Origin of the sequence: Pseudomonas sp. VD-NE ins (genome assembly GCF_031882575.1) — a bacterium.
Taxonomy (GTDB): Bacteria; Pseudomonadota; Gammaproteobacteria; order Pseudomonadales; family Pseudomonadaceae; genus Aquipseudomonas; species Aquipseudomonas fluorescens_BZ.
In genome coordinates, this window is record NZ_CP134772.1 from 1,076,011 (window position 1) to 1,102,653 (window position 26,643).

The following is a 26,643-nucleotide window of genomic DNA, read 5'->3' on the forward strand; positions in this document are numbered from 1 at the left end:
TCACTTGAAACCGATCGGGGCATAAGCGTTAGAATGGGATCCAATTGAACCGACATGGAAGTTGAACGCCATATGCCTGTCATCACGGACGCCAACCCTGTTTCGCAGGCATCTGTTGCGCTCGATCGCGCCGATTTGTTTCCGATCCGTGAGGTCGCACGCCTGACAGGCGTCAACCCGGTCACTTTGCGCGCTTGGGAGCGGCGCTATGGTTTGATCCAGCCGACACGCACCGAAAGTGGGCATCGGCTCTATTCGATGACCGATATCGAGCGCGTGCGCAGCATCGTCGACTGGATTGATCGCGGTGTCGCCGTGAGCAAGGTCGGCAAGATCCTGGCCAAGACCGAACCGATGAAAGTGCTCGCGCACATCATCCCGGATGATCTGGTGCAGGCTGATTACCGGCAATGGCAGGAGCAGATTCAACAGGCGGTCAGTGCATTTGACGACCAGCAACTCGATCGCGTCTATGGGCAGATTTTCTCTTCCTATGCACTGCCCGTGGTGTTTCAGGACATCCTCATGCCGTTGTGGCTGCAATTGTTGCAGCGTCAGGAGGCTTTCGGGCAAACCAGCGAGTGGCTGTTCTTCGATGGATTCCTGCGGGCGCGGGTGTTGCAACGGATCGTCATGTTGCGCGGTACGCAACCGCGCCGGGTGATCGTCAGCGCGCTGGCCGGGCAATGTCGAGAGCTGGAATTGTTGGTGGCGGCGCTGTTTCTCAGCGACAGCAACTCTGGTGTTCGGGTGCTGACGACAGGTCAGCCATTCGATGAGCTGACGTTGGTGTGCGAAAAGATCAAACCTGATGCACTCGTCCTGTTTTCCAATCACGCGCCCAGTGCCGAATTGCCTCGGCGTCTGAACCGGTTGGCGTTGAGTCTCGATTGTCAGTTGATGCTGGCGGGCGACGCTTCAGATCTGGCGCAGGACAGCCTGGCCGGATCTTCTGTTGCGTGTCTGGGCAATGAAGGGGCGAACATGCGTCAGCGCATGCTGCAATTTCTGGCCGGGAAGCTGGATACCTGAAACTCAGGTATGAAGGGCAGGATGGGTGAGGCGATGTTGCTGCAGGATGAACTGGCGCAGGCGTTCGGTTTCGTCGGTGTCGGTCTGGCTCAGTTCGTAGGCGTAGAAACCACTTTCGGTTTCCCGTTCGAAATTGCCCCGCAATGAAATCCGCTCGTAACCCGAAGGGCTGAACCACAACGCGAAATGCTTGGGCGGTTTGGTCTTGTTGCGCACTTCCAGCAGCACACCTTTGTGTGAAACCTCGTGGACCCACAACGTACCCGGCTGACCTTTAGCGTTCTCCAGCGCTACTGGCTCTTCGAGAGTCAATCGCCATGGCCGCACCATCGGGCCGTCCTCATAAATGCTCGGCACGCCGAGGCGCAGATGCAACGCGTGAAACTCGTCTTCCACCAGATGCAGCGGGAAGGTCATCTGTTGATTTTCGAAGTTGGCCTGAATGGTCACTTGCTCGTGAGCGGCCAGGCGCGTGAGCAAATCTCGGATCTGCGAACCGCCGTTAACCAGCAGACTCGACGTCGCATCCCGCACGTTCAATTGCGGGTTGTGCTGCATGGTCTGGATGAAATCCAGCTCATCCTGAGTGAGTAGGGCGTCGCGCTGCATGGCTAACTCGAAAGATATAGTTACAAAGTCATTGGTGATTGTAGTTAATGACACTTAGTTCGCGATTTTGTTTTGACCGTTTGTCGCTTTCAGTGCAGCCAGTTCTGCTTCAAGGGCTGCAACTTGGGCTTCAAGCTGCGCCACGCGCTGCTGAGCCTTGACCTGAACGGTGACGTCTTTTTGTACGCCAACGAAATAAGTCTGCCCGTCATCGGCGTTTTTCACCGTTGAAAGCGACAGTTCATTCCAGAATGGTGTGCCGTCCTTGCGATAGTTGCGCAGGATTTCCCGGCACGATCCACCGTTATCCAGCGTTTCGCGAATCAGCTTCAGGCTTTCCTGATCGCGGTCTCCGGACTGCAAAAAGCGGCAGTCCTGATAGAGGATCTCTTCGCTGGTGTAGCCGGTCAGTCGTTCAAAAGCCGGGTTCACATAGATCAGGATATCGTTCTGTTCACCTTCCTTTTCGGCGACCACAATCCCGTCGTTCGACGCGTTGATTACCATTTGCAGCAGGCTGGCGTTGATCATCTTTGAATCCTTTCAGAGTTGTCAGTGGCTCGCATTCTAGAAGAACCGTAGGCGCTGTCTACTGGCCATTACCGCCAATTGAGATCCAGTCGCAGCTTTGCGCTGGAGGCTGTTACTATCGCGGCTCTTTTTTTCCAGTTTCAGGATCAGATTGATGAAAGTCGCCATCCTCTCCGGTTCGGTCTACGGCACCGCCGAAGAAGTCGCCCGTCACGCCCAGAACCTGTTGAAAGCCGCTGGCTTTGAAACCTTCTACAACGCGCGCGCCAGCCTCGCCGACATCCAGGCGTTTGGCCCCGAAGCATTGCTCGCGGTGACCTCGACCACCGGCATGGGCGAATTGCCCGACAACCTGCAGCCGCTGTATTCGGCGATTCGCGACCAGTTGCCAGCCGCATTGCTCGGTTTGCCGGGCGCGGTGATTGCCTTGGGCGACGCCAGTTACGGCGACACCTTCTGTGGCGGTGGCGAGCAAATGCGTGAACTGTTCGGCGAGCTGGGCGTGCGTGAAGTGCAAAAGATGCTGCGTATCGACGCCAGCGAAAGCGTCACCCCGGAAACCGACGCCGAGCCTTGGCTGGCGCAGTTGATCGACGCGCTCAAGGGCTGACCGCGCGCTCGCGCAACAAGCTCAGCCACGCCTGTGCAGCCTTCGACAGATACGCGCCCCGGCGCCAGATGAAGGCGATATCCCAGCGCAGATAATCCGGCGCACGCAAAGTCAGGCGTATCACGCCTGGCCGCACCAGCCCGCGTGCGACCACGCTGGGCAACAGCACCACGCCTTGCCCGGCGGCCACCAGCGCCGCAAGAAAATCTGCCTGACCGCTGCGTCCGCCTTCCTTCGGCGTGAAGCCCAATTGCTGGCACGCTTGCAGCAAACGGTCATTGAGCACGAAGCTGCGCTGATATAGAAGGAATGGCGTCTCGGCCAATTCTTCCAGACCGATCTCACCCCGATCGGCCAGCGGATGATCCACCGGCAGCAGGGCGTCGAGTGGCTCATCGCAAAACGGCTGACAGTCGAATTGCGGATCTTTGGGCAACAGACTGCCGCCCAACTCCAGTTCACCGCTCAGCACCGCTTGCTCGACATTGCGGCTGCCGCCCTCGAGCAATTGAATGCTGATATTCGGGTAGCGTCGCCGGTATTCGGCAAACAATCCGGCGAACAGCGCGTCACTGCCCAGCAGCGGCAAACCGAGGCGTAGCTCTCCACGTGCCAACTGAGTGAGGTCGTCGAGTTCCGCGAGCAATTCGTTGCGCAAGCGCAGCATGCCCTCGGCCCGTTGCAGCACCACACTGCCAGCGGCGGTCAGGCGCAAATGCGAACCGAGACGTTCGAGCAGAGGTGTACCAAGGCTCTGCTCCAGTTGCGCGATTTGTTTACTCACCGCTGACTGGCTTATGTGCAGGGTTTTGGCGGCCTGGGTGAAACCGCCCTGATGCATGACTTCGACAAAACTGCGCAGCTGTTTGAATTCCATCGCCTGATTCCATTTTGGAATGATGTTGAGTCTAACAATTCGCTTCGGGGATGGCAGGCCGCTTCGTAAAATAGACCCCTGTCAGGAGCACAATCATGAACGCCGCCCGTCTCAAACACTTTTTCCGTCTCTTCGTCGAACTCGCCGTGTTACTCGGTCTCTACCTGCTTGGCTGCCAACTCGCCGCATGGCTAGCCTGGCCGATTCCCGGCGGCGTGATCGGCATGGCGCTGTTACTGTTGGCCTTCGCTTTCGGATGGGTCAAACCGGCGGCGCTGCAATTGGGCGCGGGTTTGCTGATGGCCGAGATGCTGCTGTTTTTCATTCCGGCACTGATGAGCTTGCTCGACTACGGCGCGTTGCTGCGCAATGACGGTTGGCGCATCCTGCTGGTCATCGCTGCCAGCACCCTGATGGTGATGCTGGTGACGGCTTTCACCGTAGAACTGGCCGTGCGCATGAGGCGTTCCCATGAAGCTTGAATGGATGCCGATGTTCTGGCTCGCCTCCACCTTGTTGGCGTATTTGTTCAGTCGCTGGATTTATCGGCGCACCGGACGCTATGTCTTGTCACCGTTGATTCTGGTGCCGGCGTTGCTGCTGGCGCTCGCCGTGCCCCTGCACACCGCGTATGCCGAATATTCCAGCAACACCCATTGGCTGATGCTGGTACTCGGCCCGGTCACCGTGGCTTTCGCTGTGCCGATCTGGCAGCAGCGCCGTTTATTGATGCGGCACTGGTCGGCGCTGCTGTTGGGCATGATTGCCGGCAGTGCGGCATCGATTGGCACTTCATTCGGATTGGCCAGGGCGCTTGCGCTCGACAGTTCGGTGACGATGTCACTGGTGCCGCGCTCGATCACCACACCGTTCGCCATGCCGCTGGCGCAGAACCTCGGCGGCGTGCCGGAGTTGACTGCCGTTTTTGTGATGTTCACCGGAGTGTTCGGCGCAATGCTCGGCGGCGTGCTGTTGAAGTGGTTGCCGTTGCGCAGTGCCTTGGCGCGCGGTGCGCTGTTCGGGGTGGGCGCGCACGGTGCCGGTGTCAGCCGGGCTCATGAAGTGGGCGGCGAAGAAGGTTCTGTCGCCGGGCTGGTGATGGTACTGACCGGATTGCTCAATCTGTTTGCCGCGCCTTTGTTGGCGTCGTGGCTTTGACATGGATCCAAGGTGTTTGCATTGCTGACTCGGTCAGTCATCAAGCTGGCTGCCAATGCAACTACGCGATCCTCTGCGCCTGACTAGACTGCTCACACGTGCAGAACAATAAGAACGCAGAGGTGCATACAGTGAGCGTAGCCCCCGTCCAATCGTCCCTTAATGTCAAAGACCAGGTCAGCGCCGCAGAGTGGCAGACCCGAGTCGATCTCGCCGCTTGTTATCGTCTGGTCGCGCTGCATGGCTGGGACGATCTGATCTTCACCCACATTTCCGCCAAGGTGCCGGGCACCGAAGACTTCCTGATCAACCCGTTCGGTCTGATGTTTCACGAGATCACCGCGTCGAGCCTGGTGAAAGTCGATCAGGCCGGCAACAAACTCATGGACAGTCCTTACGAGATCAACCCCGCCGGCTACACCATCCACAGCGCCGTGCACGAAGTGCGGCACGATGTGGTTTGCGTGCTGCATACGCACACCGCCTCAGGTGTCGCGGTGTCGGCGCAAAAGCAGGGCGTGTTGCCGATCAGTCAGCAGTCGCTGTTCGTTCTCTCGAGTCTGGCTTATCACGCCTATGAAGGCGTGGCGCTGAATCACGAAGAGAAGGCGCGGTTGCAGGCCGACCTCGGCGAAAACAATTTCCTGATGCTGCACAACCACGGTCTGCTGACCTGTGGCGGCACCATCGCCGACACTTTCCTGATGATGTTCACCTTCCAGCGCGCCTGCGACATTCAGGTCATGGCGCAAACCGGCGGGGCTGAACTCATCGCCATCGAACCGCAAATTCTGGCAGGCGCCAAAGCGATGATCGCCGGCGTCACCAAAAGTGCTCAAGGCATGGGTGGTGCGCTGGCCTGGCCGGCGTTGCTGCGCAAACTCGATAAACAAGACCCCGGATATAAACTCTAATGCCTCTTGCCGAGATTCCTCTGTGTGTCTGGCGCAAACGCAGCCAGACGTTTGTCTTTCGTGGCCAGCCGATCCGTTACTGGACGGCGGGGCAGGGTGAGCCGCTGTTGCTGATCCACGGTTTCCCGACCGCCAGTTGGGATTGGCATTATCTGTGGCAGCCGCTGGCCCAGCGATATCGGGTGATTGCCTGCGACATGCTCGGGTTTGGCGATTCGGCCAAACCGATCAATCACACCTACAGTTTGCTGGAACAGGCTGACCTGCAACAGGCATTGCTCGCGCACTTGCAGGTTGAACAACCGGTGCATGTGCTGGCGCATGATTACGGTGACAGCGTTGCCCAGGAACTGCTCGCCCGACACTACGAAGACAAGATCGAAGTGGCCAGTTGTGTGTTTCTCAATGGCGGATTGTTTCCGGAAACCCATCGTCCGGTGCTAATGCAAAAACTGCTGCTTAGCCCGTTGGGCTGGATGATTGGTCGGGCGTTTACTCGTGATGCTCTGGTGAAAAGCTTCCGGCAGATCTTCGGTCCGCAGACGCGGCCGAGCGAAAGCGAACTGGACGACTTCTGGAGCCTGGTCGACAGCAATCGCGGGCCTCGGATCATGCACAAGTTGATCAGCTACATTCCCGAACGCCGGGTGCAGCGGGATCGCTGGGTGAAGGCGATGCAGCGCGGCGAGATTCCGTTGCGAGTGATCGATGGTGAAGTCGATCCGATTTCCGGGGCGCACATGGTCGAGCGCTATCGCGAGTTGATCCCCGACGCGGACACGGTGCTGTTGCCGGGCATCGGTCACTATCCACAGAGCGAGGCGCCGGTGCAGGTGCTCAAGCACTATCTGGAGTTTCGTGAGCGTTTTGTGCTGCCGCCGCGCAAAGTCGCCTGCTCCTGACAGATCAAAAGATCGTCCGAACGCGGCCCGAGCCTGCGGCAGCTCCTACATTGGATTTGTGTAGGAGCTGCCGGAGGCTCGGGCCGCGTTCGGACGATCTTTTGCTCTTTTGTTTCTTTGACGCCCTCATCATCCCGCAACCTTATTGCACACCATTCAGCCTCAGCCGTGTTCGTTGTGACCCAAAGCCCAGTGCCTGACACTCAGGGTCAATACTGGCCTGCTGGAGTTGCTGCGATGAATGAGTCTGTGCGTTTCGAAGAAAAAGTCGTCATCGTCACCGGAGCCGGTGGTGGCCTCGGACGCGCCCACGCATTGCTGTTTGCCAGACAGGGCGCCAAAGTGCTGGTCAACGACCTCGGCGGCTCGACCCAGGGCGAAGGCGCCAATGCCTCTGCCGCCGATCGCGTGGTGGCGGAAATCCGCGAAGCTGGCGGCATTGCCGAAGCCAACCACGACTCGGTCACCGACGGCGACAAACTGGTGCAGAACGCCCTTGATGCCTTTGGCCGCGTCGACGTCGTCGTCAACAACGCCGGCATCTTGCGCGACAAGACCTTCCACAAAATGGACGACGCCGATTGGGACCTGGTCTACCGCGTCCACGTCGAAGGCGCCTACAAAGTTACCCGCGCCGCGTGGCCACATATGCGCGAGCAAAACTATGGCCGGGTAATCTTTACTGCCTCGACCTCGGGCATCTACGGCAACTTCGGCCAGTCCAACTACGGCATGGCCAAACTGGGCCTTTACGGTTTAACCCGCACACTGGCCATCGAGGGCCGCAAGAACAACATTCTCGTCAATGCCATCGCGCCAACCGGCGGCACGCGCATGACCGAAGGCCTGATCCCGCCGCAAGTGTTCGAGCAATTGAAGCCGGAGCTGGTCAGCCCGTTGGTGGTGTATCTGGCCAGTGAGCAATGCCAGGAGACTTCCGGGCTGTTCGAAGTCGGTGGCGGCTGGATGGGCAAGGTGCGTTGGGAACGCAGCCTCGGTGCTGGCTTCGACCCTCGCGTAGGCTTCTCGCCGGAAGATGTCGCGGCGCACTGGCAGCAGATTTGTGATTTCGAAGGGGCGGCGCATCCGAAGGACAACATTGAGGCGCTGAAGGAGATGATGGCGAATTTGCAGAAGTATTCGCTTTAAAAGACGTTTGAGCCTCGCTGCGTTCTCGATGCGGCGAGGCTCGTTCCATTATTCCTTGTACCGTTTATCAATCATGAACTCCGGGATTCTCCAGTTTGGACCCGGAATGGCGACAGCCGCATTGCCCTCAGCCAATACACCCTCATGAAATAATTCCTCATACGTTCTCCACAATTCACCGCGCGCGATGACTTCAAATCGATAACGCCCGAACAGTGTGTCGATGGAGGGAAATGCCAAACCGAGAGCCAAAACTGATAACAAGTCTCTGAGACTTTCTTGCCTGACAGCTTGTTCGAGTTTTGCAATCGAACTCTTGGATCCACTGACGCATTCAAATGCTTCCAGCTCCTGTTTTTTCGCCGCGTCGATGGCCTCGTCGGTATAGCGTAATGACTCATCGTCGCTCAGTTTGAAGTCTTCAAGTGTGGCCGTATGGAGATTATTCCAGAGGGACGGATTACTTTTGGGAATGTAGTCGTCAGCGAGTCCCATCGCTCTGAATCTCTCCATCATTCGAAGTGAATAGGCATAGAACCGCCGATCGGTATCGGTCATCTCGAGCTTGCGCTCCAGTATGGCGTCAAGACGCTTGATCATGATGAGGTTGGCTGCAGACCCTTTTCCTTCAATTTTTGTCTCGGCGGCCTCAACAAAACTTTGCTCCAACATTCGTTTTACTCACTGCGAATTTTCGGTTTTGCGGAGCAATAAACCTACATCAGCTTTCGAACGGAAAAATCTGCATCGATCGTCAGTAATGACCTGCTTGGTTGTATGAATAATGTGGAAGGCGGTTTGAGAGCTTGTTATTAAAAGATCAGCAGGAGATTTCCTACGGCAATGGGGGATCTTCCCGCTGATGCAGGTGAAGTGGTTAAAGCGGCGCCCATAAAAAAGGCCGCTGCAAACGCAGCGGCCAAGGTAAGACGTTGGATCAAGGAGCTACAAATCAACGTCAGTGAACACCGGGGCGATAAACCGAACCTTCGATTTATCTGAAATCTGTTGCCAATCGCTTCAGTCACTCAGCGTAGCTGGCTTCGTGCTTGACGGCGTGTCCCGTGAAAGCGCGTTCAGAATAAGGTCTTGAGTGCGTAGGAAAAATACCGATTCCGGACATGCACTGTTGCGGAGCATGCAACAGTCCGATGATCCGATATGCACCATGCGCGGCACTGATGATCCTCCATCCAGCCAATCCATGAGCGGCGCAAAGTCCCGCCGCGCAAGGCCATTCATCCTTTCGAGCGACAACGCGAATACCTCCTTGGTGCGCTTATCGACGCGGTTGCCCGGCAGTAGGGTGGGGCCTTCTGTCACTCACCGGGGAAGACGCATGACAACAAAAACAATGCGCGCCATCTTCACACCGCAGGCGCTGGCAGCCGCGGTGGCTCTGGGTTGCTGCGCTCAGGCGCAAGCGGTTGCGTTCAACATTGGCGAAATCGAGGGCACGTTCGATTCGTCGCTGTCGATTGGTGCGAGTTGGGGTATGCGCGATGCCGACAAGTCGCTGGTCGGCACGGTCAATGGTGGTACCGGGCAATCCTCGACCGGTGATGACGGGCGTTTGAATTTCAAGAAGGGCGAGACCTTCTCGAAGATCTTCAAAGGCATTCACGACCTCGAGCTCAAGTACGGCGACACCGGTGTGTTCGTGCGCGGCAAGTACTGGTATGACTTCGAGCTGAAGGACGAAGACCGCGAGTTCAAGCAAATCAGCGACAGTGGTCGCAAGGAAGGCGCGAAGTCTTCCGGCGCACAAATTCTCGATGCGTTCGTCTACCACAACTATTCCATCGCCGACCTGCCAGGTACCGTGCGCGCCGGCAAACAAGTGGTGAGCTGGGGCGAAAGTACCTTCATCGGCAACTCGATCAACAGCATCAACCCGATCGACGTGTCGGCGTTTCGCCGCCCCGGTGCGGAGATCAAGGAAGGCCTGATTCCGGTCAACATGCTGTTCGGCTCGCAAGGCCTGACCGATCAACTGACCGTTGAAGGTTTCTATCAACTGGAATGGGACCAGACCGTTCTCGACAACTGCGGCACCTTCTTCGGGGTCGATGTGGCGGCGGACGGCTGCAACAACGGCTACACCGTTGGCAACCCGGCGATCGCGCCGCTGGTGCCGTTGACCACCGCGTTCGGGCAAGGCATTCAGGTGACTCGCGAAGGTGTGGTGATCCCCCGTGGCGGCGACCGTGACGCGCGGGATTCCGGGCAGTGGGGTACGGCGTTGCGCTGGCTCGGTGACGACACCGAATACGGTCTCTACTTCATGAATTACCACAGTCGTACGCCGGCGGTTGGCACTACCACGGCCGGTCTTTCGACATTGGCGGCGTTACCGGGCATGGTCGGCATCGCCAATGGCCTGGCCCCCGGTAGCGGCTCCGGTCTGGCGCAGAGCGTCATGCTCGGACGTGGTGGGTATTACCTTGAATACCCGGAAGACATTCGTCTCTACGGCGCAAGTTTTTCCACCACGTTGCCCACCGGTACGGCGTGGACCGGTGAGATCAGCTACCGGCCAAATGCTCCGGTGCAGGTCAACACCAACGACCTGACTCTGGCGTTGCTCAACCCGATTGCCGGTGGCACTGCGTCGCCACTTTCGACCTCACCGGGAGCCGACAACAAAGGCTATCGGCGCAAAGAAGTCACGCAGATCCAGAGCACGCTCACGCACTTCTTCGATCAGGTCTGGGGCGCTCAACGTTTGACCCTGGTCGGTGAAGCGGCGGTGGTTCGGGTCGGCGGCCTGGAGTCGCGCAACAAGCTGCGTTATGGCCGCGATTCGGTTTATGGGCAGTACGGTTTCGGCGGCGATACCGACGGCTTCGTCACCTCGACCTCGTGGGGCTACCGCGCCCGGGCGATTCTCGATTACGCCAACGTGATCGGCGGAATCAACCTCAAACCCAACCTGTCGTGGTCGCATGACGTCGCCGGTTACGGGCCCAACGGCCTGTTCAACGAAGGCGCGAAAGCGATAAGCGTCGGCGTCGATGCCGACTACCGCAACACCTACACCGCGAGCCTCAGTTACACCGACTTTTTCGGTGGCGACTACAACGTCCTCGAAGACCGTGACTTCGTCGCACTGAGCTTCGGCGTGAACTTCTGATCTGCCCGAGAAGGATGACTGCAATGCGCAATATGATTCTGCAATGTGGGGTGCTGGCCCTGAGTCTGCTGGCGGCCAATGTGATGGCGGCGGTGTCGCCGGAAGAGGCGAACAAACTCGGCACCAGCCTGACGCCGCTGGGTGCCGAGAAGGCTGGCAACGCTGACGGTTCGATTCCGGCATGGAGCGGCGGCATCCCGAAAAACGCCGGGGCAGTGGATAGCAAGGGTTTCCTCGCTGACCCGTTCGCCAATGAAAAACCACTGTTCACCATCACCGCAGCCAACGTCGACAAGTACAAAGACAAACTCTCAGACGGCCAGGTGGCGATGTTCAAACGCTATCCGGAAACCTACAAGATCCCGGTCTACCCGACTCACCGCACCGTCGCCGCACCGACGGAAATCTACGAGTCGGCCAAACGCAGTGCGCTCAACGTTACCACCATCAACGACGGTAACGGCCTGGCCAATTTCACCGGCAATCGTTACTACGCGTTCCCGATTCCGAAGAACGGCGTCGAGGTGTTGTGGAACCACATCACCCGTTATCACGGCGGCAACGTCAAACGCATCATTACCCAAGTGACCCCGCAGACCAACGGCAGCTACACGCCGATCCGCTTCGAAGAAGAGATCGCCGTGCCGCAACTGATCAAGGATCTCGACCCGGAAAAAGCCGCCAACGTGCTGACCTTCTTCAAGCAGTCGGTGACCGCGCCGGCGCGGCTGGCCGGTAACGTGCTGCTGGTGCACGAAACCCTCGATCAGGTGAAGGAGCCGCGTCTGGCGTGGATCTATAACGCCGGTCAGCGCCGCGTACGGCGGGCGCCGCAAGTAGCCTATGACGGCCCGGGCACTGCCGCCGATGGTTTGCGCACCTCGGACAACTTCGACATGTTCTCCGGCGCACCGGATCGCTACGACTGGAAACTGGTCGGCAAGAAGGAAATGTACATCCCATACAACAGCTACAAACTCGATTCGCCGAAGCTCAAGTACGATGACATCGTCAAGGCCGGGCACATCAATCAGGACCTGACCCGCTATGAATTGCACCGCGTCTGGGAAGTGATCGGCACGGTCAAACCGAGCGAGCGGCACATCTATGCCAAGCGTCACATGTACATCGACGAGGACAGCTGGCAGGTGGCGCTGGCGGACCATTACGACGGTCGCGGGCAACTGTGGCGTGTCGCCGAAGGCCACGCTCAGTATTACTACGATCATCAGGCGCAGGCCTACACCCTCGAAGCGCTCTACGACATCATTGCCGGTCGCTACATTGCCCTGGGAATGAAGAACGAAGAGAAGCACAGTTTCGAATTCGGCTTTGAAGCCAAGGCTGCCGACTACACGCCAGCGGCCTTGCGTGCCGAGGGTGTGCGGTAACGGTTTTGATACAAGGGCAAGGCAAAAGGCGACCGCTCGGTCGCCTTTTTTATGGGCGCCAATCAGCGCGCTGAATACTCGTCAACAAGCGCGCGGGAGAGGGCTAGGGTGAGGGCACAACGATAAGAAGGCTCACTCGATGACCGCCATGACCCCGTGCCTGGATCGACCCGGATTTTTGCCCAGACTTTCTTCACATCATCAGCCTCGCAGTCGCTTGAGTGCGCCTCTTCTGGCTTCGAACGCGCGGGTCAGGCTGTTGTGCGCACCCGCTGGCAGTGGCAAAACCGCACTGCTCAGCGAATGTTTTCTGCAGGTGCGTGCAGACTGCGAGACGATTTGGCTGCCGCTGGCGGGAGCAGCGCTCAATCGCGAGGAATTTTGCCTGCGTCTGACCCGAGCGCTCGGGCTGGTCGAAGACCTTGACGTTACGCAACTGATGGCGGAGCTGGCACGTTGGTCCAGGACGACTTCGCTGTTTATCGACGATTACAGTCGTCTGCCGGATCCGGCTCTGGATGCTTTACTGGATCGTTTGTTGGCGGTCAGCAGCCCGGCGCTCACCTGGTGGATCAGCACTCGCCGCCGGCCGCAGTGCAACTGGCCGCGCCTGTTGCTCGATGACGAACTCTACGAATCCGAGCGCGCCAGCCTGGCACTGACCCACGATGAGGTTGTACCGGTATTGCGCCATTTACCGCCAGACCAGGCGGACCGTGTCGCCGCCCGTATCATCCAGCGTACCGGCGGCTGGTGCGCGGGTGCGCGCATGGCGCTCCTGCAAAAATGCGACTGGTCGCAAAACCTGCAGCCACAACAGCGTGTCGACACCCTGCTCGATTATCTGCAGCACGAACTCTTCAGCAACCTGACGCCAGAGCAGGATGAGGCATGGCGTGTTCTGGCTCACCTGCCACGGTTCAACGCGCCATTATGCGAGCATTTGTTCGGCCCCGGCGAAGGCGCACAGCTGTTGCATGATCTGCAAGTGCTGGGCTGCTTTATCGAGCCTTGGCAGGAGTCCGCCGATTGGCTGCAGGTCTTTCGCCCGCTGTCGCGAATCATGCAGGAGTCGCATTGGCCGTGTGCGCGCTCGTGGCACCGGCGCGCCTGTCAGTGGTTCACTGCGGTGCAGGATTGGCGAGCAGCGTTCGAGCAAGCGTTGTTGGCCGAAGAGTACGAAACGGCCGTAAGCCTGTTGCAGCATTTAAGCTTCGAGGATTTGCTGGAAGACCAGACGGTCGTCCTGCTGTTGCGCTTGCATGAGCAGCAAAGTCGCGAGCTGACCTTGATGACACCGCAATTGATCGGGCTGGTCACGGGGGCATTACTGTTCGCCGGCCGATTCGAACAGGCCGCGCAATGCATGGCCCATCTCGTCCGCTTCATGCCGCAGCCGACGAGGCATCTGGAGCAGCAACTGCTGGCACGTTGGCAGGCGCAACAAGGTTGGCTCTGCCACTTGCAGGGGCAAATGGAGCCGGCGCGCGCCTGTTTTCAGGAGGCATTGTCAGCCCTGACCGACGATGCCTGGCAGGCCCGTCTGATGTGTCTGTCGGGACTGACGCAGCAGGCGTTACTGTGCGGTGAACTCGATCAGGCCCATGCCCTCAACCGCGAGGCGCTATGCCTGGCGCGTGCGCATGGCTCCCTGTTGTTCGAAGGGTTGCTCGAGCTTGACCATGCGCAATGGCTCGAGCAGCGAGGAGCGCCCGTGCGTGCCGAAAGTCTGCTGGTGGACATTGAGCATTTGCTGCGCCAGCGCACCCTGGTGCCCACGCCGCTGCTGGGCCGAATTGCCCTGCGACGAGGACGGCTGGCGCTGTGCATGGGTCTTGAAGAGCAGGCTGCAGATCTGTTCAGCCGAGGCCTTGAAGATTGCTTGCGCAGTGCAGACAAGCGGGTCTTGTATGGCTACCTCGGGCAGGCTCAACTGGCCGGCAATCGAGGCGATTATGCCTGCGCTTTCGAGCGCCTGCGCGAGGCCGAAAGGGTCATGCAGCAGCGGCAGATTCCCGATACGGTCTATCGCGGTGTGGTGCTTCAGGTCAGCAGCCAGTTCTGGTTGCAGCAGGGGCGACCGCAATTGGTGCAAGAGGCGTTGGGCCGGCTGTTACGGCATTACCGTGGACCCTCTGCACTCCAGGCGCCGCCCGCGACATTTGAGCTGATTATCCGCATTGAATACCTGCTGGCCTGCGCGCATACGCAGTTGAATCCGGATGAAAACTGTCTGCCAACCATTGAACGATTGCTGAATCAGGCCCAGGCCAGAGGCATGTTGACGGCGGAAACGGAGTTGTTGCTGGCCTTCGCCCAGTTGGCCGAATCGAACGGTGACACGGAAGCGGCGCAGCAAGCTTTCCAGCGTGCCGGAATGCTGGTGGAACGCTGCCAATTGCAGCACGCCATGCGGGAGTGGGAATTACGCCGAGGCAGTCTCGCAACAGTGTCTGCCAAGCAGTTTCCTGCCAGGCAATGCGATAACCCTGATCTGGCGTCGGGCCTCAGTCGGCGTGAGCGCGAAGTGCTGATGTTGATTGCTCAGGGTGCTTCGAATCAGCAAGTTGCAGAACAACTTTTTATTTCGTTGCATACAGTAAAAACACATGCGAGACGGATTAACGGAAAGTTGGGTGTGGAGCGCAGAACGCAGGCTGTGGCGAAAGCAAAGTTGATGGGGATATTGGCTTAGTATTGTGATTTTCTGCGGGTGCAAATGGTTCTGGTTATTTGTTGGCATGTTTTGTAAATTGTTCGGACTTCATGTTGATTGAAAAAGAAACTACCTTGCGATCCTCGGCATGGCTGCACTCGCAGCCCTGGATAGTCAAGTAAGGAAGTGTTGTGGCCAAGTTATTTAAAAGTTTGATGCGTGGTTCGTTGAGTGAACAAGTTACATGGGCTGAAGAGTGGGAAAAGGCAAGCCGGGCAAAAGCAGGTCTATTCAAGATCATCGATGCCATGCCAAGCGTGCTGGATATTCTTCGCAACATGCTTGAAAGTGAATTAAAGCGTTTGGGCAAAACGGTCGATATCGACAAAGTCTATGTCAATACGGATCCTGCGTTCCCCGCCAATGAAAATCGGCCTTCGGGCACTCTTTGGGATGTCACTGTTCATTGTCTTAATAATAATGTCAGTCCCGCTTACATAGTGGGCGGCGATGGTGTATTTTTTCTGCCGGACACGTTTAGTGAGCAATTCAAAGTCAATGTTCTGAATACGCTTATTGTCGAAGATCTGATTGCTGCTGTAGCTGCCGGACTGGAAAAAATATTGCGAACCGAGATCGCAAAGTTCTGGGCGGCGCCAGCGAAAACCATTCGCCCGGACACTGCATCGCTGTCGAACAAGCAGGCTTTCATCGAAGCGTACGCCGTGGTCACGAGTGCAGAGTTGTCCCTGTCGATCATGGCCAACAATTTCGATGCCCCTTTGGGTGAGCGATTCGCCCAACTGCTCGACGCAGACGCCGGTCGCGCAGTGTTCGAAGTGAAGTTGCAACCGGCGCAGGATTACCTTCTGTCGCTCCAGCCCTGTTTCGTTCTGGACAACGCCGAGCGTCCGGACGCAGAAATGCGGCTAGTCAACGAGTCGACCTCTTTCCTCATGCACACGCCGGAAAACGGCTTCGAGTTCTTTGAAAAAAATACCGAGCTGCACAGCAAACTACAACAGCGGCTGTCTTTGGGTAGCGACCAGATCCGATACCTGAAAGCCACACAAAGTCCTCACGCCTTCTGCGTAGAGACGCACCTCAAGGGCCAGCTGGAAAGCGTGTCATCCTTGCTCGGTGGCCGGGAACAACTGGAAAGTCCGCTCACCTCCGTGCTGCAGGAGAATCAAGGCTTGCACGTGCTGCGCTACGGTATCAACACTCGCTTCTATCTGCTTTGGGCTGCGTTAAAACGCACCGACTGGCCGTTTTGGCTCCATGGTGCTGGCAGCGATATTCAACAGCGATATAACGAGCTTGAAGAGTCCAAGGATCAATACCAGACTGCGTATTCAACTGTCTTCGATGCGTACTTTTCGTTTAAGGATTATGTGGTGCGTACGTTCTCCGAATGGGCGGACAGGACGCTCGGGGAACACCTTGATCCAGAAACAATAAGTGTCCATAGCTCGTACACCCTGCAAATTGCCGGACGTACTGTCGAACAGGAAGACGCCCGGACACTGACGGAATTTATCGTTTTCGGTCTGCATGACAATGGTTATAAAGCCGCGCTGACTATCATCGGCGTTCCCGACGGAAGTCGGCTGACGACGGTGGCGCTCGAGCAGTGGCTGGAGAATCGCAACCTGCGACTGGAATTTACCGGCAGCCTTGCCTCCTCGCCCTCGGTTGATTACCAGGAGGCCTACCGCAATTACCTCTTCAGCCAGATGGAGTTTGCAGTTTTTGTTGCTCGCCACTCCGGAAAACTGAACTCCACCGATGCGAATATCATTGCGCGAGCCATGGCCAATGACCCAGCGGTGACTATTCAGGGATTGAGAATCAGATTACAAGTACCCGCGTTGAAAGATGTCCTGATCATTTCGGCCAGAGAATATGCACCGTCGCTGATGTTGGTCAAAACGCCTGGCGGTGAATTTGAACTGCAAAAATTTTCCGATGTTTATGCGGCGAACCGCTGGCTGGAGTCGGCATTGTCCGCAGATCGTGAATACGCTGCATTGCTGATCCATCCAGACTACCTGCACGAAGCAGGCACGTTGCTCGGCAGCGATTCCAAGCAGATAAACTACCGCTACACGCTCGATGGCCGGTCTGTCGATCTTGGCCTGAATCTCAAGGCACCGTTGGCAGACTATGTAAATATCGCTTACCGAGCCGAAGTTGCCCTGCACAAGGCCATTGCTCCGGTAAGTTATCGGGCGCTGGGCATCGAAGGCCGCAAGCGCTATTCGCGTCTGACAACCGAGCTAAAGGCGCTGTCTACGGTTGATGCACGAGATAATGGTTTTCCGACATTCGAGCAGTTCACTTATGACTCGGTGAAAGCTCAGATAGAAGACATTTTGCGCACTCGCGGGAGCAACATTTCGGTCAATCCCGACCAGATCATTGTTCAAACCGAAGAGTTTCGTAAGAGCGTTACCGACGTTTTGCTCGAGGGACTCGCCTTTGAAGCGGTGCATCCGGCTTACGAAACTAAATTCAGCCCAAAATACTATTTGGTGAATGGCCATCCCAGCGTTGAAAAACTGGATATCCGAGACCTGTCCTCGCTGTCGAAGACTTTCCGTCCCGGCGACAGATATACCGCGATGTTGAAAGCGCAATATCAGAACAAGGCTCATCCTGATTACGCATTCAAGCGCGCAGTACACGCGCGAAGAATCCGCTGTGAAATGTACCGCAATGCCTTTGCCGACTTTACCAATGGCAGATTATCAAATGAGTCTTTCTCTGCTATCCAACGGATTATCGATAATCTTAAAGAAAGCGGTGGCTATCAGCGAATTGTGGATAGCGTCGCCGAAGGTGACATCGGGCTGTATAAATTCAATATCGGCGCGCTGGGTTTGACGGCTGCCGGGGACCGCACGGTTGGCGGCGTTTATATTTTCCGGCTGAAGTTGTCTTCAGGGTTCCTTAATTTGCTCTATACGCCTGACGCGCCGGATCTGGTCAGCTTCCGGCCGATCGCTGAGTTCATTCCTTCGATTCGTTTTCGATACGGCCCGTTCCGGGATTACTACAGCCAGCGGTTACTGCTGGTCGACCAAAAGGTTATCAATGACTATTTCGACAGTCTGGTCGCAACCGTCGATAGCAAACCGGTCATTCGCACGCAGCAGCGTTCGTTACTGCCTGATCTGTTCACCTTCCATGACGAGCGAGTGCGCCGTGTACTGAGTGATATCGACGAACGCACCACCAGTCTCAATGAAATAATCGCCGGTCTTGTTTACGACAACCTGTTGAAGGTCGCGAACATCGTGAGCCTTCTGGTGCCTCCCGTGGGCACTGTCGTGGTGGCTGTACAGATGATGAAAAGCATCTACGACGCTTCGCAGTCGCACCGACGGGGTGATTATTCCGCCGCGCTGGGGCATGTAAAGGACGCATTGTTCGGACTGCTGACATTGGGCAAGGCTGCGGCCGCGGGCGCACCTGCTAAAGAAGTTACCCGTGCGCAACGCTCGTTTCTCGGTTTGTTTGGAGACGCCCGAACGGTCGCGGAACTCGTTACGTATTACACCGGCCACCAGGACCCTCAGGATGAGCTGCTCGGTTTCTTCAAGTCACTGATGGAAGATGCTGGTTCCGCATTGAGCAAGACCACGGTTCGTTGAGCCGTTTCGAGCGCTCATAGTCAGGACTTATCGTTCATAACCCATCCGCCAACTCACGGCCCGCGTCGCCGCCAGCAACCGCTGCGCCGCCGGGCCATTTTCGTCGGCGTGGAACAGCGAGGTCGGGCCGACAATGGTCAGCACGGCGGCGACCTGGCCAACGGCGTTGAACACCGGGGCGGACAACGCATCCACACCCGGCATCAGCAAACCATGCACATGATGCAGACCGCGTTCGCGGATCTGTTCGCACAGCGCTGCGTAAGTTTTTTCATCCGCCAACGGATGATCGACGACTGCGATTTCCTGTTCGCGCAATTCATCGGTTTCCCGATGCGGCAGGTAGGCGCTGAACACCAGGCCGGTCGAGGAACTGAGCAGTGGCAGCACTGACCCCAGTTGCGTCACCACCGTCACCGCGCGCACCGCCGGTTCGATATGCACCACGGTCGCGCCCTGATTGCCCCACACCGCCAAAAAGCAGGTTTCGTTGAGTTCGTCGCGCAGTTCGGCCAACGGCAGGGCGGCAACTTTCAGCACGTCCATACTGTTGAGTGCGGCCAGGCCCACGCGTAGCGCTTCACGGCCGAGACCGTAATGGTTGGTCGCGGCATTCTGTTCGGCAAATCCCGAGGCGATCAACGCCTGCAAATAGCGATGGACCTTGCTCGCCGGCATCTGCACATGTTCGGCCAGTCGCGACAGCGAAGTGGACGGCGACAACTCAGCCAGAGCCTTGAGGATGTCGGTGCCGACTTCGGCGGAGCGGACTTTCTGTTTGCCGTTGCTGTCGCTGGTTTTTTCCATGGTGCGGCCGGGTTCCGAAAACGAATGGGCGTCTTTATAGCTTGACGCTGGATAGCGAGCAAATTACGTTATGCGTAATCGAATTACGATAATAACAACCCCGGCGTGCCGAAACCTCTGAGCCAGAGCGATGGGCCACTGCCGACTCCCTGTTCAGGAGGCTCCATGAACCTCGATTCAACCGCTCAGGCGCTGGCGTATCAGTCCGGTTTCGGCAACGAATTCAGCTCTGAAGCGCTGCCCGGCGCACTGCCCGTCGGCCAGAACTCCCCGCAAAAAGCCCCGTACGGTCTCTACACCGAATTGTTTTCCGGTACCGCGTTCACCATGACCCGCAGTGAAGCGCGGCGCACCTGGATGTACCGGATTCAGCCGTCGGCCAATCACCCGGCCTTCGTCAAACTGGAACGGCAACTGGCCGGTGGCCCGTTGGGTGAAGTGACCCCCAATCGCCTGCGCTGGAACCCGCTGGAGATTCCGGCCGAAGCGACCGATTTCATCGACGGTCTGGTGAGCATGGCCGCTAACGCTGGTGCAGAGAAACCGGCCGGCATCAGCATCTACAACTACGTCGCCAACCGTTCGATGGAACGCGTGTTCTTCAACGCCGACGGCGAACTGCTGTTGGTGCCGCAACTCGGCCGTCTGCGCATCGCCACTGAACTGGGTGTGCTGGACGTGGCGCCGCTGGAAATCGCCGTGCTGCCGCGAGGTCTGAAATTCCGCGTTGAGTTGCTTGACCCGCGAGCACGCGGCTACGTCGCCGAGAACCATGGCGCGCCGTTGCGCCTGCCGGATCTGGGGCCGATCGGCAGCAACGGTCTGGCCAATCCGCGCGATTTCCTGAGCCCGGTCGCCGCTTACGAAAACCTGCAACAACCGACCACGCTGGTGCAAAAATTCCTTGGTCAGTTGTGGGCCACCGAACTCAATCACTCGCCGCTCAACGTGGTCGCCTGGCACGGCAATAACGTGCCGTACAAATACGATCTGCGCCGTTTCAACACCATCGGCACCGTCAGCTTCGATCATCCGGATCCGTCGATCTTCACCGTGCTGACTTCGCCGACCAGCGTGCACGGTCTGGCCAACCTCGATTTCGTGATCTTCCCGCCGCGCTGGATGGTCGCCGAGAACACCTTCCGTCCACCGTGGTTCCACCGCAATCTGATGAACGAATTCATGGGCCTGATCCAGGGCGAATACGACGCCAAGGCTGAAGGTTTTGTGCCCGGCGGTGCGTCGCTGCACAGTTGCATGAGCGCCCACGGTCCGGATGGCGAGACCTGCACCAAAGCGATCAATGCCGAGCTCAAGCCGGCCAAGATCGACAACACCATGGCCTTCATGTTCGAGACCAGCCAGGTGCTGCGCCCAAGCCGCTTCGCCCTCGACTGCCCGCAATTGCAATCCACTTACGACGCTTGCTGGGCCACGCTGCCCGCCACGTTCGACCCGACCCGGAGATAACCCATGACGCAGAATTCCATCACCCGCAGTTGGGTCGCCTCGGCCAACGGCCACGCTGATTTCCCGCTGCAGAACCTGCCGCTCGGCGTATTCAGCATCGCCGATTCGGCACCGCGCGCTGGCGTGGCCATTGGCGAACACATCTTCGATCTGCAAGTTGCTCTGGAAGCAGGGCTGTTCGACGGTGCTGCACGTAGTGCCGTCGAGGCCATGCACGGCGGCCAGTTGAACGCATTCTTCGAACTCGGTCGCGACGCTCGTGTGGCCTTGCGAGAGCGTCTGCTGGAACTGTTCAGCGAAGGCAGCACCTTGCGCGGCAACATTGAAGCCCAAGGCGCGAAACTGTTGCCACTGGCCGCCGATTGCCAGCTGCATCTGCCGGCACGCATCAGCGACTACACCGACTTCTACGTCGGCATCGAGCACGCGCAGAACGTCGGCAAACTGTTCCGTCCGGATAACCCGCTGCTGCCGAACTACAAGCATGTGCCGATCGGTTATCACGGTCGCGCCTCCACCGTGCGTGCATCCGGCACTGACGTGCGTCGTCCGAAAGGCCAGACCTTGCCGACCGGTCAGACCGAGCCGACGTTCGGCCCGTGCGCACGTCTGGACTATGAACTGGAACTGGGCATCTGGATCGGTCAGGGCAACGAGATGGGCGATTCGATCGCCATCGGTGATGCGGCCGAACACATCGCTGGTTTCTGCCTGCTCAACGACTGGTCGGCGCGCGATATTCAGGCTTGGGAATACCAGCCGCTAGGGCCGTTCCTGTCGAAGAGCTTCATCACCAGCGTCTCGCCTTGGGTGGTCACGGCGGAAGCACTGGAGCCATTCCGGACCGCGCAACCGAAGCGTCCTGAAGGTGATCCGCAGCCGCTGCCTTACCTGTTCGACAAGCGCGATCAGGACGGCGGCGCCTTCGACATTGAACTGGAAGTGCTGCTGCTGACTGAAGCCATGCGCGAGCAGAACCTGCCGGCCCATCGCCTGACTCTGAGCAACACCCGCTACATGTACTGGACCGTCGCGCAAATGGTCGCGCACCACAGCGTCAACGGTTGCCAGTTGCAGGCCGGTGACCTGTTCGGTTCAGGCACCTTGTCCGGCCCGGAAAACGGTCAGTTCGGCAGCCTGCTGGAAATCACCGAGGGCGGTAAAAAGCCAATCGAGCTGGCCTCTGGCGAGGTGCGTAAATTCCTCGAGGACGGTGATGAAATCATCCTGCGTGCGCGTTGTGCCCGTGATGGTTTTGCTTCGATCGGCTTCGGCGAGTGCCGCGGAAAAGTGCTGGCGGCGCGCTGACAGGAGCGGGTTATGGATCTTTATACCTACTACCGTTCGACCTCGTCGTACCGGGTGCGAATCGCGCTGGCGCTGAAGGGGCTCGACTATCAGGCGTTGCCGGTCAATCTGATTGCGCCGTCGGGTGGCGAGCATCGGCAAGCGGCGTATCTGGCGATCAATCCACAGGGGCGGGTGCCGGCCTTGCGCACTGACGAAGGCGGTTTACTGATTCAGTCGCCGGCAATCATCGAGTACCTGGAAGAGCGTTATCCACAGGTGCCGTTGCTGCCTGAAGATCTGCTCGCCCGTGCACAAGTGCGCGGCGTGGCGGCGGTGATCGGTTGCGATGTGCATCCGCTGCACAACGTCAGTGTGCTTAATCGCCTGCGCCAATTGGGGCAGGACGAGCCGCAGGTGGTCGAGTGGATCAGTCACTGGATCAGCCAAGGGCTGGCGACAGTGGAGCAGTTGATTGGCGACGAGGGTTTCTGTTTTGGTGAGTGGCCGTGCGTGGCGGATGTGTATCTGATACCGCAGTTGTATGCGGCAGAGCGGTTCAATGTCTCGTTGGATGCCTACCCGAAAGTCCGTCGCGTTGCCGCGCTGGCAACTGAGCATCCGGCGTTCATCAAGGCGCATCCAGCCAATCAATCAGATACACCGTAACTGATCGTTCCCACGCTCTGCGTGGGAACGCATCCCGTGACGCTCTGCGTCACAGTGGACGCAGAGCGTCCCCGGCGGCATTCCCACGCGGAGCGTAGGAACAATCCGGTTGCCACACCAAAAATCATAAAAACAAAACAGGTACCTTGCGATGCACAACCAGATTGCCAGCTTCCGGGCGGCACTCGACGCCCGTCCTGTGTCCCGATATCAGTGGTTGCTCTTGATCCTGCTCGCCTTGCTGCTCGTTACCGATGGCTATGACGCTCAGGTTCTCGGTTATGTGGTGCCCGCGCTGGCGCAGGACTGGGGTCTGGAAAAGTCTGCATTCGGACCTGTTTTCAGCGCCAATCTGCTCGGTCTTACCCTCGGTTCCCTGGCCGTCACGCCGCTGGCCGACCGCTTTGGCGTGCGGCGCATTCTGCTCGCCTGCGTATTGATCTACGCCACGCTGACGGTGCTGATGGTCTTCGCCGATTCGCTGAACACGCTGATGATCGCGCGTTTCATCTGCGGCATCGGCATGGGCGGGGCGATGCCCAGTGCCATGGCATTGATGTCGGAATACTCGCCACCGCGTTTACGCACGTTGATGGTGACGCTGGCGGCCTGTGGCTTTTCGTTCGGTGGTGCAGCGGGTGGTTTTGTCGCCGCCGGGTTTATCGACCAGTTCGGCTGGCAGGCGGTGTTTCTCGCCGGTGGTGTCACGCCGTTGCTGCTGTTTCCGTTTCTCTGGTGGATGCTGCCCGAATCCCTGCCACGTCTGCTGCGTGATGCACCGCCGTATGCGCGGCTGCGCAAAGTCACCGCGCGCATGCTGCCGGACTGGCAACCGCCGGTGGCGAGTGTCGAGCAGAACGAGCGCGAGCAGGGCAGCAAACTGACCGTGCTCGAGTTGTTCCGCAACGGCTACGCGCAGCCGACTTTGCTGATCTGGGCGACGTTTTTCGTCAGCCTGATTCTGTTGTATTTCATGATCAGTTGGCTGCCGACGCTGTTGCTGGAAAGCGGCCTGAAACTCAACGAAGCCAATCTGGTGACGTCGATGTTTCTGTTCGCCGGCACCTTGGGCGCGATCTGTATGGCCTGGTTTGCTGACCGCTTGAAGCGCAAGGTTCGTTTGTTGTCAGCGGTGTTGGCCGGTGCGGCGCTGTGCACGATCCTGCTTGGGCTCAACCACGACAATCCGCGTTATCTGGTGGCCTGCGTCTTCGCTGCAGGTTTCTGCATCATCGGCGGGCAACTGACGCTGAATGCATTTGCCAGTAATTTCTACCCGGCGCATGTGCGTGCGACCGGCACCGGTTGGGCGTTGGGCGTGGGACGCTTCGGTTCGATTCTCGGGCCGCTGTTCGGCAGCCTGTTGCTGGCGATGCACATTCCGGTGACGCAGATTTTTTTCTTCTGCGCGATCCCGGCGGTCATCGCCGCGTTGCTGATCATCCAGGTGCGTTCACCCAATGACACACGCCTATCCAATGTGGGAGCGAGCCTGCTCGCGAAGAACGATAACGCGGTTTAACTGAAAGATCGCGCCGTCCGCTTCGCGAGCAAGCTCGCTCCCACAGTGATGTGTGCCGAGCCGATAATTCAGGTCCACACCAAACCTGTGGGAGCGAGCTTGCTCGCGAAGGCGGTGTTTCTGTCAGTACATTCGTTGCCTGACACACCGCTATCGCGAGCGTTTTCAGTGGACGACGGAATTGGGCGGCAGATGGCTGAGGCGTTCAGTCAGGCGCAGACGCTGAATGGGGTCGTCACTCAGCAGCAACGCGCGCTCCAGATCGAAGCGTTCAGCGTTCGGGCAGTCGAGCCGTTGGTACAGGCTGGCGCGGGCCAGGTAATCGGCGGCAGCGGCGTCGCCCAATTCGAGCACGCGTTCGGCGTCGATCAGCGCGGCAATGAAATCATCATGCGTCAGGTGCAACTGCCGCAGGTTGCGCGACAGGCGCTGAAGCATTTGCACCGGCGAGGCGGTCAACAGATGCTCGGCGTTGAGCTTCATGTTCGGCCCGTACTGACGCTGCAATAACTCGCGACAATCATTGGGGTACAAACGCCGTCCGCCGCATGGATCAAGCAAGTGATCGGCGCCGGGCACCCGCAACAGGAAGTGTCCGGGGAAGTTGACCCCGACCAGAGGAATCTCCAGGCCCCGCGCCAGCTCCAGGGCAATCAGCGCCAATGCCAGCGGCTGGCCGCGACGGGTCTGCAACACTTTGTGCAACAGCGCAGCCTGCGGGCGCAGTGGCAAAAAGTCGTCCTGGGCAAAGCCCAGATCAGTCATGCGGCGTAACAGAGGCTGCGCCAGCTCACTGACTGGCAGCATCGGCAAGCCGTAACTGATGCGTTGTTGCAGGTCTTTGAATTCTTGCAACAGAGCTTCGGGGTCGACCGTTTTTTCGTGCTCAGCCGCCATCCACAGCGCGGCTTCGAACAGCGCGGGCGGTGAACGGTGCAGACATTCGAAAAAACGTTGACGCGCACTCATTGAAATCTCCGGCGAATGCCTCGTTTTAGCCCCGTCCGCGAGATTCGTCCAGTGTCCCGCTGCACCGGTGTCGGGTTATGCCGCAAAGCGGTTGTCGGCGCAGACGCTTATTCCGGTGCGCTCCAGCAATTTTCAGGCGCAGGCCTATACTGGCGTTCTACAAGAAGTGATTCGGGAGCCCAACGATGTTTGCGCTCATGCAAAGCACTCGCCTGGAATCGCTGCACCTTAGCGTTGACCCGGTCTCCGGGTTGAAGGCGGTCATTGCCATCCATAACAGTCGCCTCGGGCCAGCCTTGGGTGGATGTCGTTATCTTGCCTATCCCAATGACGAATCGGCCGTCGAGGATGCCATTCGCCTCGCTCAGGGCATGAGCTACAAGGCCGCGCTGGCGGGGCTGCCGCAGGGCGGTGGCGTGGCGGTGATCGTGCGCCCGGCTCATGTGGAAAACCGTGGCTCGTTGTTCGAAGCCTTTGGCCGTTGCATCGAACAACTCGACGGCCGCTACATCACCGCCATCGACAGTGGCACCTCGGTCGCGGACATGGACTGCATCGCCCAGCAGACCCAGCATGTCACCAGCACCACCTCGGCCGGCGACCCGGCACCGCATGCGGCGATGGGCGTATTTGCCGGCATTCGGGCAACCGCCATGGCACGGCTGGGCAGCGACAACCTCGAAGGTTTGCGCATCGCGATTCAGGGTTTGGGCAATGTCGGTTACGCATTGGCCGAGCAACTGCACGCCGCCGGGGCAGAACTGCTGGTCAGCGATATCGATCACGGCAAGGTGCAACTGGCGATGGAACAGCTCAACGCGCATCCGATTGCCAACGATGCATTGCTCAGCACGCCATGTGACATCCTCGCGCCGTGCGGTCTGGGCGGGGTTTTGAACAGCCATACCGTCACACAATTACGCTGTTCGGCAGTGGCAGGCTCTGCCAACAACCAGCTGACACATCTGGATGTGGCCGATCAACTGGAGCGGCGCGGGATTCTGTATGCGCCAGACTACGTGATCAATGCCGGTGGTTTGATCTACGTCTCGCTGAAACACCGTGGCGAGGAATTGCCGACGATTACCGCGCATCTGTCGAAGATCAGTTCACGGCTGACCGAAGTTTTCGCCCATGCTCAAGCGGAAAAACGTTCACCGGCGCGGGTGGCGGATGAGTTGGCGGAAAGGGTTTTGTATCGTTGAAACGCAAAAGATCGTCCGATCGCGGCCCGAGCCTTCGGCAGCTCCTACAGGGAATACACATTCCAAATGTAGGAGCTGCCGAAGGCTCGGGCCGCG

At 58.4% G+C, this 26,643-nt stretch carries 22 protein-coding genes; 16 read left to right on the forward strand and 6 right to left on the reverse strand.

Annotated elements, in window-relative coordinates:
* Positions 1–72: 72 nt before the first annotated feature.
* Positions 73–1,032, forward strand: a complete 960-nt coding sequence (locus RMV17_RS04570; RefSeq protein WP_311885878.1) for a MerR family transcriptional regulator — start codon at positions 73–75, stop codon at positions 1,030–1,032.
* A gap of 3 nt (positions 1,033–1,035) precedes the next feature.
* Here RMV17_RS04570 and RMV17_RS04575 read toward each other — a convergent pair whose 3' ends face one another.
* Together RMV17_RS04575 and RMV17_RS04580 are read right to left on the reverse strand one after the other, a co-directional pair.
* On the reverse strand, positions 1,036–1,641 hold the full coding sequence (locus RMV17_RS04575; RefSeq protein WP_016987019.1) for a hypothetical protein: 606 nt from the start codon (positions 1,639–1,641) through the stop codon (positions 1,036–1,038).
* Positions 1,642–1,695: 54 nt separating this feature from the next.
* Positions 1,696–2,172, reverse strand: coding sequence for a PAS domain-containing protein (locus RMV17_RS04580; RefSeq protein ID WP_077571163.1), 477 nt, complete (start codon positions 2,170–2,172; stop codon positions 1,696–1,698).
* A 154-nt stretch (positions 2,173–2,326) separates the two neighbouring features.
* Between RMV17_RS04580 and RMV17_RS04585 the strand changes: the two genes are divergently transcribed.
* Complete coding sequence (locus RMV17_RS04585) at positions 2,327–2,782, forward strand: flavodoxin (RefSeq protein WP_311885879.1); 456 nt, start codon at positions 2,327–2,329, stop codon at positions 2,780–2,782.
* Here the strand turns inward: RMV17_RS04585 and RMV17_RS04590 are convergent.
* Positions 2,772–3,659 (reverse strand): LysR family transcriptional regulator, encoded by an 888-nt coding sequence (locus tag RMV17_RS04590; RefSeq protein ID WP_311885880.1) that lies wholly within the window; start codon positions 3,657–3,659, stop codon positions 2,772–2,774. The two genes, RMV17_RS04585 and RMV17_RS04590, sit on opposite strands and share 11 nt — an antisense overlap.
* A 95-nt stretch (positions 3,660–3,754) precedes the next feature.
* Between RMV17_RS04590 and RMV17_RS04595 the strand changes: the two genes are divergently transcribed.
* From RMV17_RS04595 to RMV17_RS04615, 5 genes are all read left to right on the forward strand, one after another.
* Positions 3,755–4,141: a CidA/LrgA family protein gene (locus tag RMV17_RS04595; RefSeq protein WP_034154511.1), complete on the forward strand. Its 387-nt coding sequence runs from the start codon at positions 3,755–3,757 to the stop codon at positions 4,139–4,141.
* Positions 4,131–4,817 carry an LrgB family protein gene (locus RMV17_RS04600; protein WP_311885881.1) on the forward strand — a complete coding sequence of 229 codons (687 nt, stop codon included), beginning with the start codon at positions 4,131–4,133 and terminating at the stop codon, positions 4,815–4,817. The genes RMV17_RS04595 and RMV17_RS04600 overlap by 11 nt, the downstream gene beginning before the upstream one ends.
* A gap of 131 nt (positions 4,818–4,948) precedes the next feature.
* On the forward strand, positions 4,949–5,731 hold the full coding sequence (locus RMV17_RS04605) for a class II aldolase/adducin family protein (protein ID WP_077571168.1): 783 nt from the start codon (positions 4,949–4,951) through the stop codon (positions 5,729–5,731).
* Positions 5,731–6,633 carry an alpha/beta fold hydrolase gene (locus RMV17_RS04610; protein ID WP_034154514.1) on the forward strand — a complete coding sequence of 301 codons (903 nt, stop codon included), beginning with the start codon at positions 5,731–5,733 and terminating at the stop codon, positions 6,631–6,633. Before RMV17_RS04605 ends, RMV17_RS04610 begins: the two co-directional genes overlap by 1 nt.
* A 237-nt stretch (positions 6,634–6,870) precedes the next feature.
* A complete protein-coding gene (locus tag RMV17_RS04615; protein ID WP_311885882.1) occupies positions 6,871–7,782 on the forward strand; it encodes an SDR family oxidoreductase in 912 nt (303 codons plus the stop codon).
* A gap of 48 nt (positions 7,783–7,830) precedes the next feature.
* On the opposite strand, the gene RMV17_RS04620 is transcribed toward RMV17_RS04615, so the two are convergent.
* Positions 7,831–8,454 (reverse strand): hypothetical protein, encoded by a 624-nt coding sequence (locus RMV17_RS04620; RefSeq protein ID WP_311885883.1) that lies wholly within the window; start codon positions 8,452–8,454, stop codon positions 7,831–7,833.
* Positions 8,455–9,121: 667 nt separating this feature from the next.
* On the opposite strand from RMV17_RS04620, the gene RMV17_RS04625 reads away from it, so the two are divergent.
* The 4 genes from RMV17_RS04625 (at position 9,122) to RMV17_RS04640 (ending at position 18,618) form a co-directional block, all read left to right on the forward strand.
* Positions 9,122–10,915 carry a DUF1302 domain-containing protein gene (locus tag RMV17_RS04625; protein WP_311885884.1) on the forward strand — a complete coding sequence of 598 codons (1,794 nt, stop codon included), beginning with the start codon at positions 9,122–9,124 and terminating at the stop codon, positions 10,913–10,915.
* 23 nt (positions 10,916–10,938) lie between these two features.
* Positions 10,939–12,306 (forward strand): DUF1329 domain-containing protein, encoded by a 1,368-nt coding sequence (locus RMV17_RS04630; protein WP_311885885.1) that lies wholly within the window; start codon positions 10,939–10,941, stop codon positions 12,304–12,306.
* Positions 12,307–12,445: 139 nt separating this feature from the next.
* A complete protein-coding gene (locus tag RMV17_RS04635; RefSeq protein WP_108226186.1) occupies positions 12,446–15,001 on the forward strand; it encodes a LuxR C-terminal-related transcriptional regulator in 2,556 nt (851 codons plus the stop codon).
* A 152-nt stretch (positions 15,002–15,153) separates the two neighbouring features.
* Entirely contained in the window at positions 15,154–18,618 is a 3,465-nt protein-coding gene (locus RMV17_RS04640) for a dermonecrotic toxin domain-containing protein (protein ID WP_311885886.1), read from the forward strand.
* A 27-nt stretch (positions 18,619–18,645) separates the two neighbouring features.
* Here RMV17_RS04640 and RMV17_RS04645 read toward each other — a convergent pair whose 3' ends face one another.
* A complete protein-coding gene (locus RMV17_RS04645; protein WP_108226188.1) occupies positions 18,646–19,425 on the reverse strand; it encodes an IclR family transcriptional regulator in 780 nt (259 codons plus the stop codon).
* A gap of 165 nt (positions 19,426–19,590) precedes the next feature.
* Between RMV17_RS04645 and hmgA the strand changes: the two genes are divergently transcribed.
* The 4 genes from hmgA to RMV17_RS04665 all read left to right on the forward strand — a co-directional run bounded on the left by hmgA (position 19,591) and on the right by RMV17_RS04665 (position 24,373).
* Positions 19,591–20,895, forward strand: a complete 1,305-nt coding sequence (hmgA, locus tag RMV17_RS04650; RefSeq protein ID WP_108226189.1) for a homogentisate 1,2-dioxygenase — start codon at positions 19,591–19,593, stop codon at positions 20,893–20,895.
* Between the two features lie 3 nt (positions 20,896–20,898).
* Positions 20,899–22,203: a fumarylacetoacetase gene (gene fahA / locus RMV17_RS04655; protein WP_311885887.1), complete on the forward strand. Its 1,305-nt coding sequence runs from the start codon at positions 20,899–20,901 to the stop codon at positions 22,201–22,203.
* Positions 22,204–22,215: 12 nt separating this feature from the next.
* Entirely contained in the window at positions 22,216–22,851 is a 636-nt protein-coding gene (gene maiA / locus RMV17_RS04660; RefSeq protein ID WP_034154527.1) for a maleylacetoacetate isomerase, read from the forward strand.
* Positions 22,852–23,002: 151 nt separating this feature from the next.
* Positions 23,003–24,373: an aromatic acid/H+ symport family MFS transporter gene (locus tag RMV17_RS04665; RefSeq protein WP_311885888.1), complete on the forward strand. Its 1,371-nt coding sequence runs from the start codon at positions 23,003–23,005 to the stop codon at positions 24,371–24,373.
* A gap of 165 nt (positions 24,374–24,538) precedes the next feature.
* On the opposite strand, the gene RMV17_RS04670 is transcribed toward RMV17_RS04665, so the two are convergent.
* Complete coding sequence (locus RMV17_RS04670) at positions 24,539–25,342, reverse strand: transglutaminase family protein (RefSeq protein WP_311885889.1); 804 nt, start codon at positions 25,340–25,342, stop codon at positions 24,539–24,541.
* A gap of 185 nt (positions 25,343–25,527) precedes the next feature.
* On the opposite strand from RMV17_RS04670, the gene RMV17_RS04675 reads away from it, so the two are divergent.
* On the forward strand, positions 25,528–26,547 hold the full coding sequence (locus RMV17_RS04675; protein WP_311885890.1) for a Glu/Leu/Phe/Val dehydrogenase dimerization domain-containing protein: 1,020 nt from the start codon (positions 25,528–25,530) through the stop codon (positions 26,545–26,547).
* Positions 26,548–26,643 lie beyond the last annotated feature (96 nt).

Coding starts and splice junctions, on each gene's coding strand:
- RMV17_RS04585 (WP_311885879.1), top strand. CDS start 2,327: ATGAAAGTCGCCATCCTCTCCGGTTCGGTCTACGGCACCGCCGAAGAA.
- RMV17_RS04635 (WP_108226186.1), top strand. CDS start 12,446: ATGACCGCCATGACCCCGTGCCTGGATCGACCCGGATTTTTGCCCAGA.
- RMV17_RS04645 (WP_108226188.1), bottom strand. CDS start 19,425: ATGGAAAAAACCAGCGACAGCAACGGCAAACAGAAAGTCCGCTCCGCC.
- maiA (WP_034154527.1), top strand. CDS start 22,216: ATGGATCTTTATACCTACTACCGTTCGACCTCGTCGTACCGGGTGCGA.
- hmgA (WP_108226189.1), top strand. CDS start 19,591: ATGAACCTCGATTCAACCGCTCAGGCGCTGGCGTATCAGTCCGGTTTC.
- RMV17_RS04580 (WP_077571163.1), bottom strand. CDS start 2,172: ATGATCAACGCCAGCCTGCTGCAAATGGTAATCAACGCGTCGAACGAC.
- RMV17_RS04595 (WP_034154511.1), top strand. CDS start 3,755: ATGAACGCCGCCCGTCTCAAACACTTTTTCCGTCTCTTCGTCGAACTC.
- RMV17_RS04670 (WP_311885889.1), bottom strand. CDS start 25,342: ATGAGTGCGCGTCAACGTTTTTTCGAATGTCTGCACCGTTCACCGCCC.
- fahA (WP_311885887.1), top strand. CDS start 20,899: ATGACGCAGAATTCCATCACCCGCAGTTGGGTCGCCTCGGCCAACGGC.
- RMV17_RS04630 (WP_311885885.1), top strand. CDS start 10,939: ATGCGCAATATGATTCTGCAATGTGGGGTGCTGGCCCTGAGTCTGCTG.
- RMV17_RS04675 (WP_311885890.1), top strand. CDS start 25,528: ATGTTTGCGCTCATGCAAAGCACTCGCCTGGAATCGCTGCACCTTAGC.
- RMV17_RS04625 (WP_311885884.1), top strand. CDS start 9,122: ATGACAACAAAAACAATGCGCGCCATCTTCACACCGCAGGCGCTGGCA.
- RMV17_RS04610 (WP_034154514.1), top strand. CDS start 5,731: ATGCCTCTTGCCGAGATTCCTCTGTGTGTCTGGCGCAAACGCAGCCAG.
- RMV17_RS04575 (WP_016987019.1), bottom strand. CDS start 1,641: ATGCAGCGCGACGCCCTACTCACTCAGGATGAGCTGGATTTCATCCAG.
- RMV17_RS04665 (WP_311885888.1), top strand. CDS start 23,003: ATGCACAACCAGATTGCCAGCTTCCGGGCGGCACTCGACGCCCGTCCT.
- RMV17_RS04615 (WP_311885882.1), top strand. CDS start 6,871: ATGAATGAGTCTGTGCGTTTCGAAGAAAAAGTCGTCATCGTCACCGGA.
- RMV17_RS04620 (WP_311885883.1), bottom strand. CDS start 8,454: ATGTTGGAGCAAAGTTTTGTTGAGGCCGCCGAGACAAAAATTGAAGGA.
- RMV17_RS04590 (WP_311885880.1), bottom strand. CDS start 3,659: ATGGAATTCAAACAGCTGCGCAGTTTTGTCGAAGTCATGCATCAGGGC.
- RMV17_RS04600 (WP_311885881.1), top strand. CDS start 4,131: ATGAAGCTTGAATGGATGCCGATGTTCTGGCTCGCCTCCACCTTGTTG.
- RMV17_RS04570 (WP_311885878.1), top strand. CDS start 73: ATGCCTGTCATCACGGACGCCAACCCTGTTTCGCAGGCATCTGTTGCG.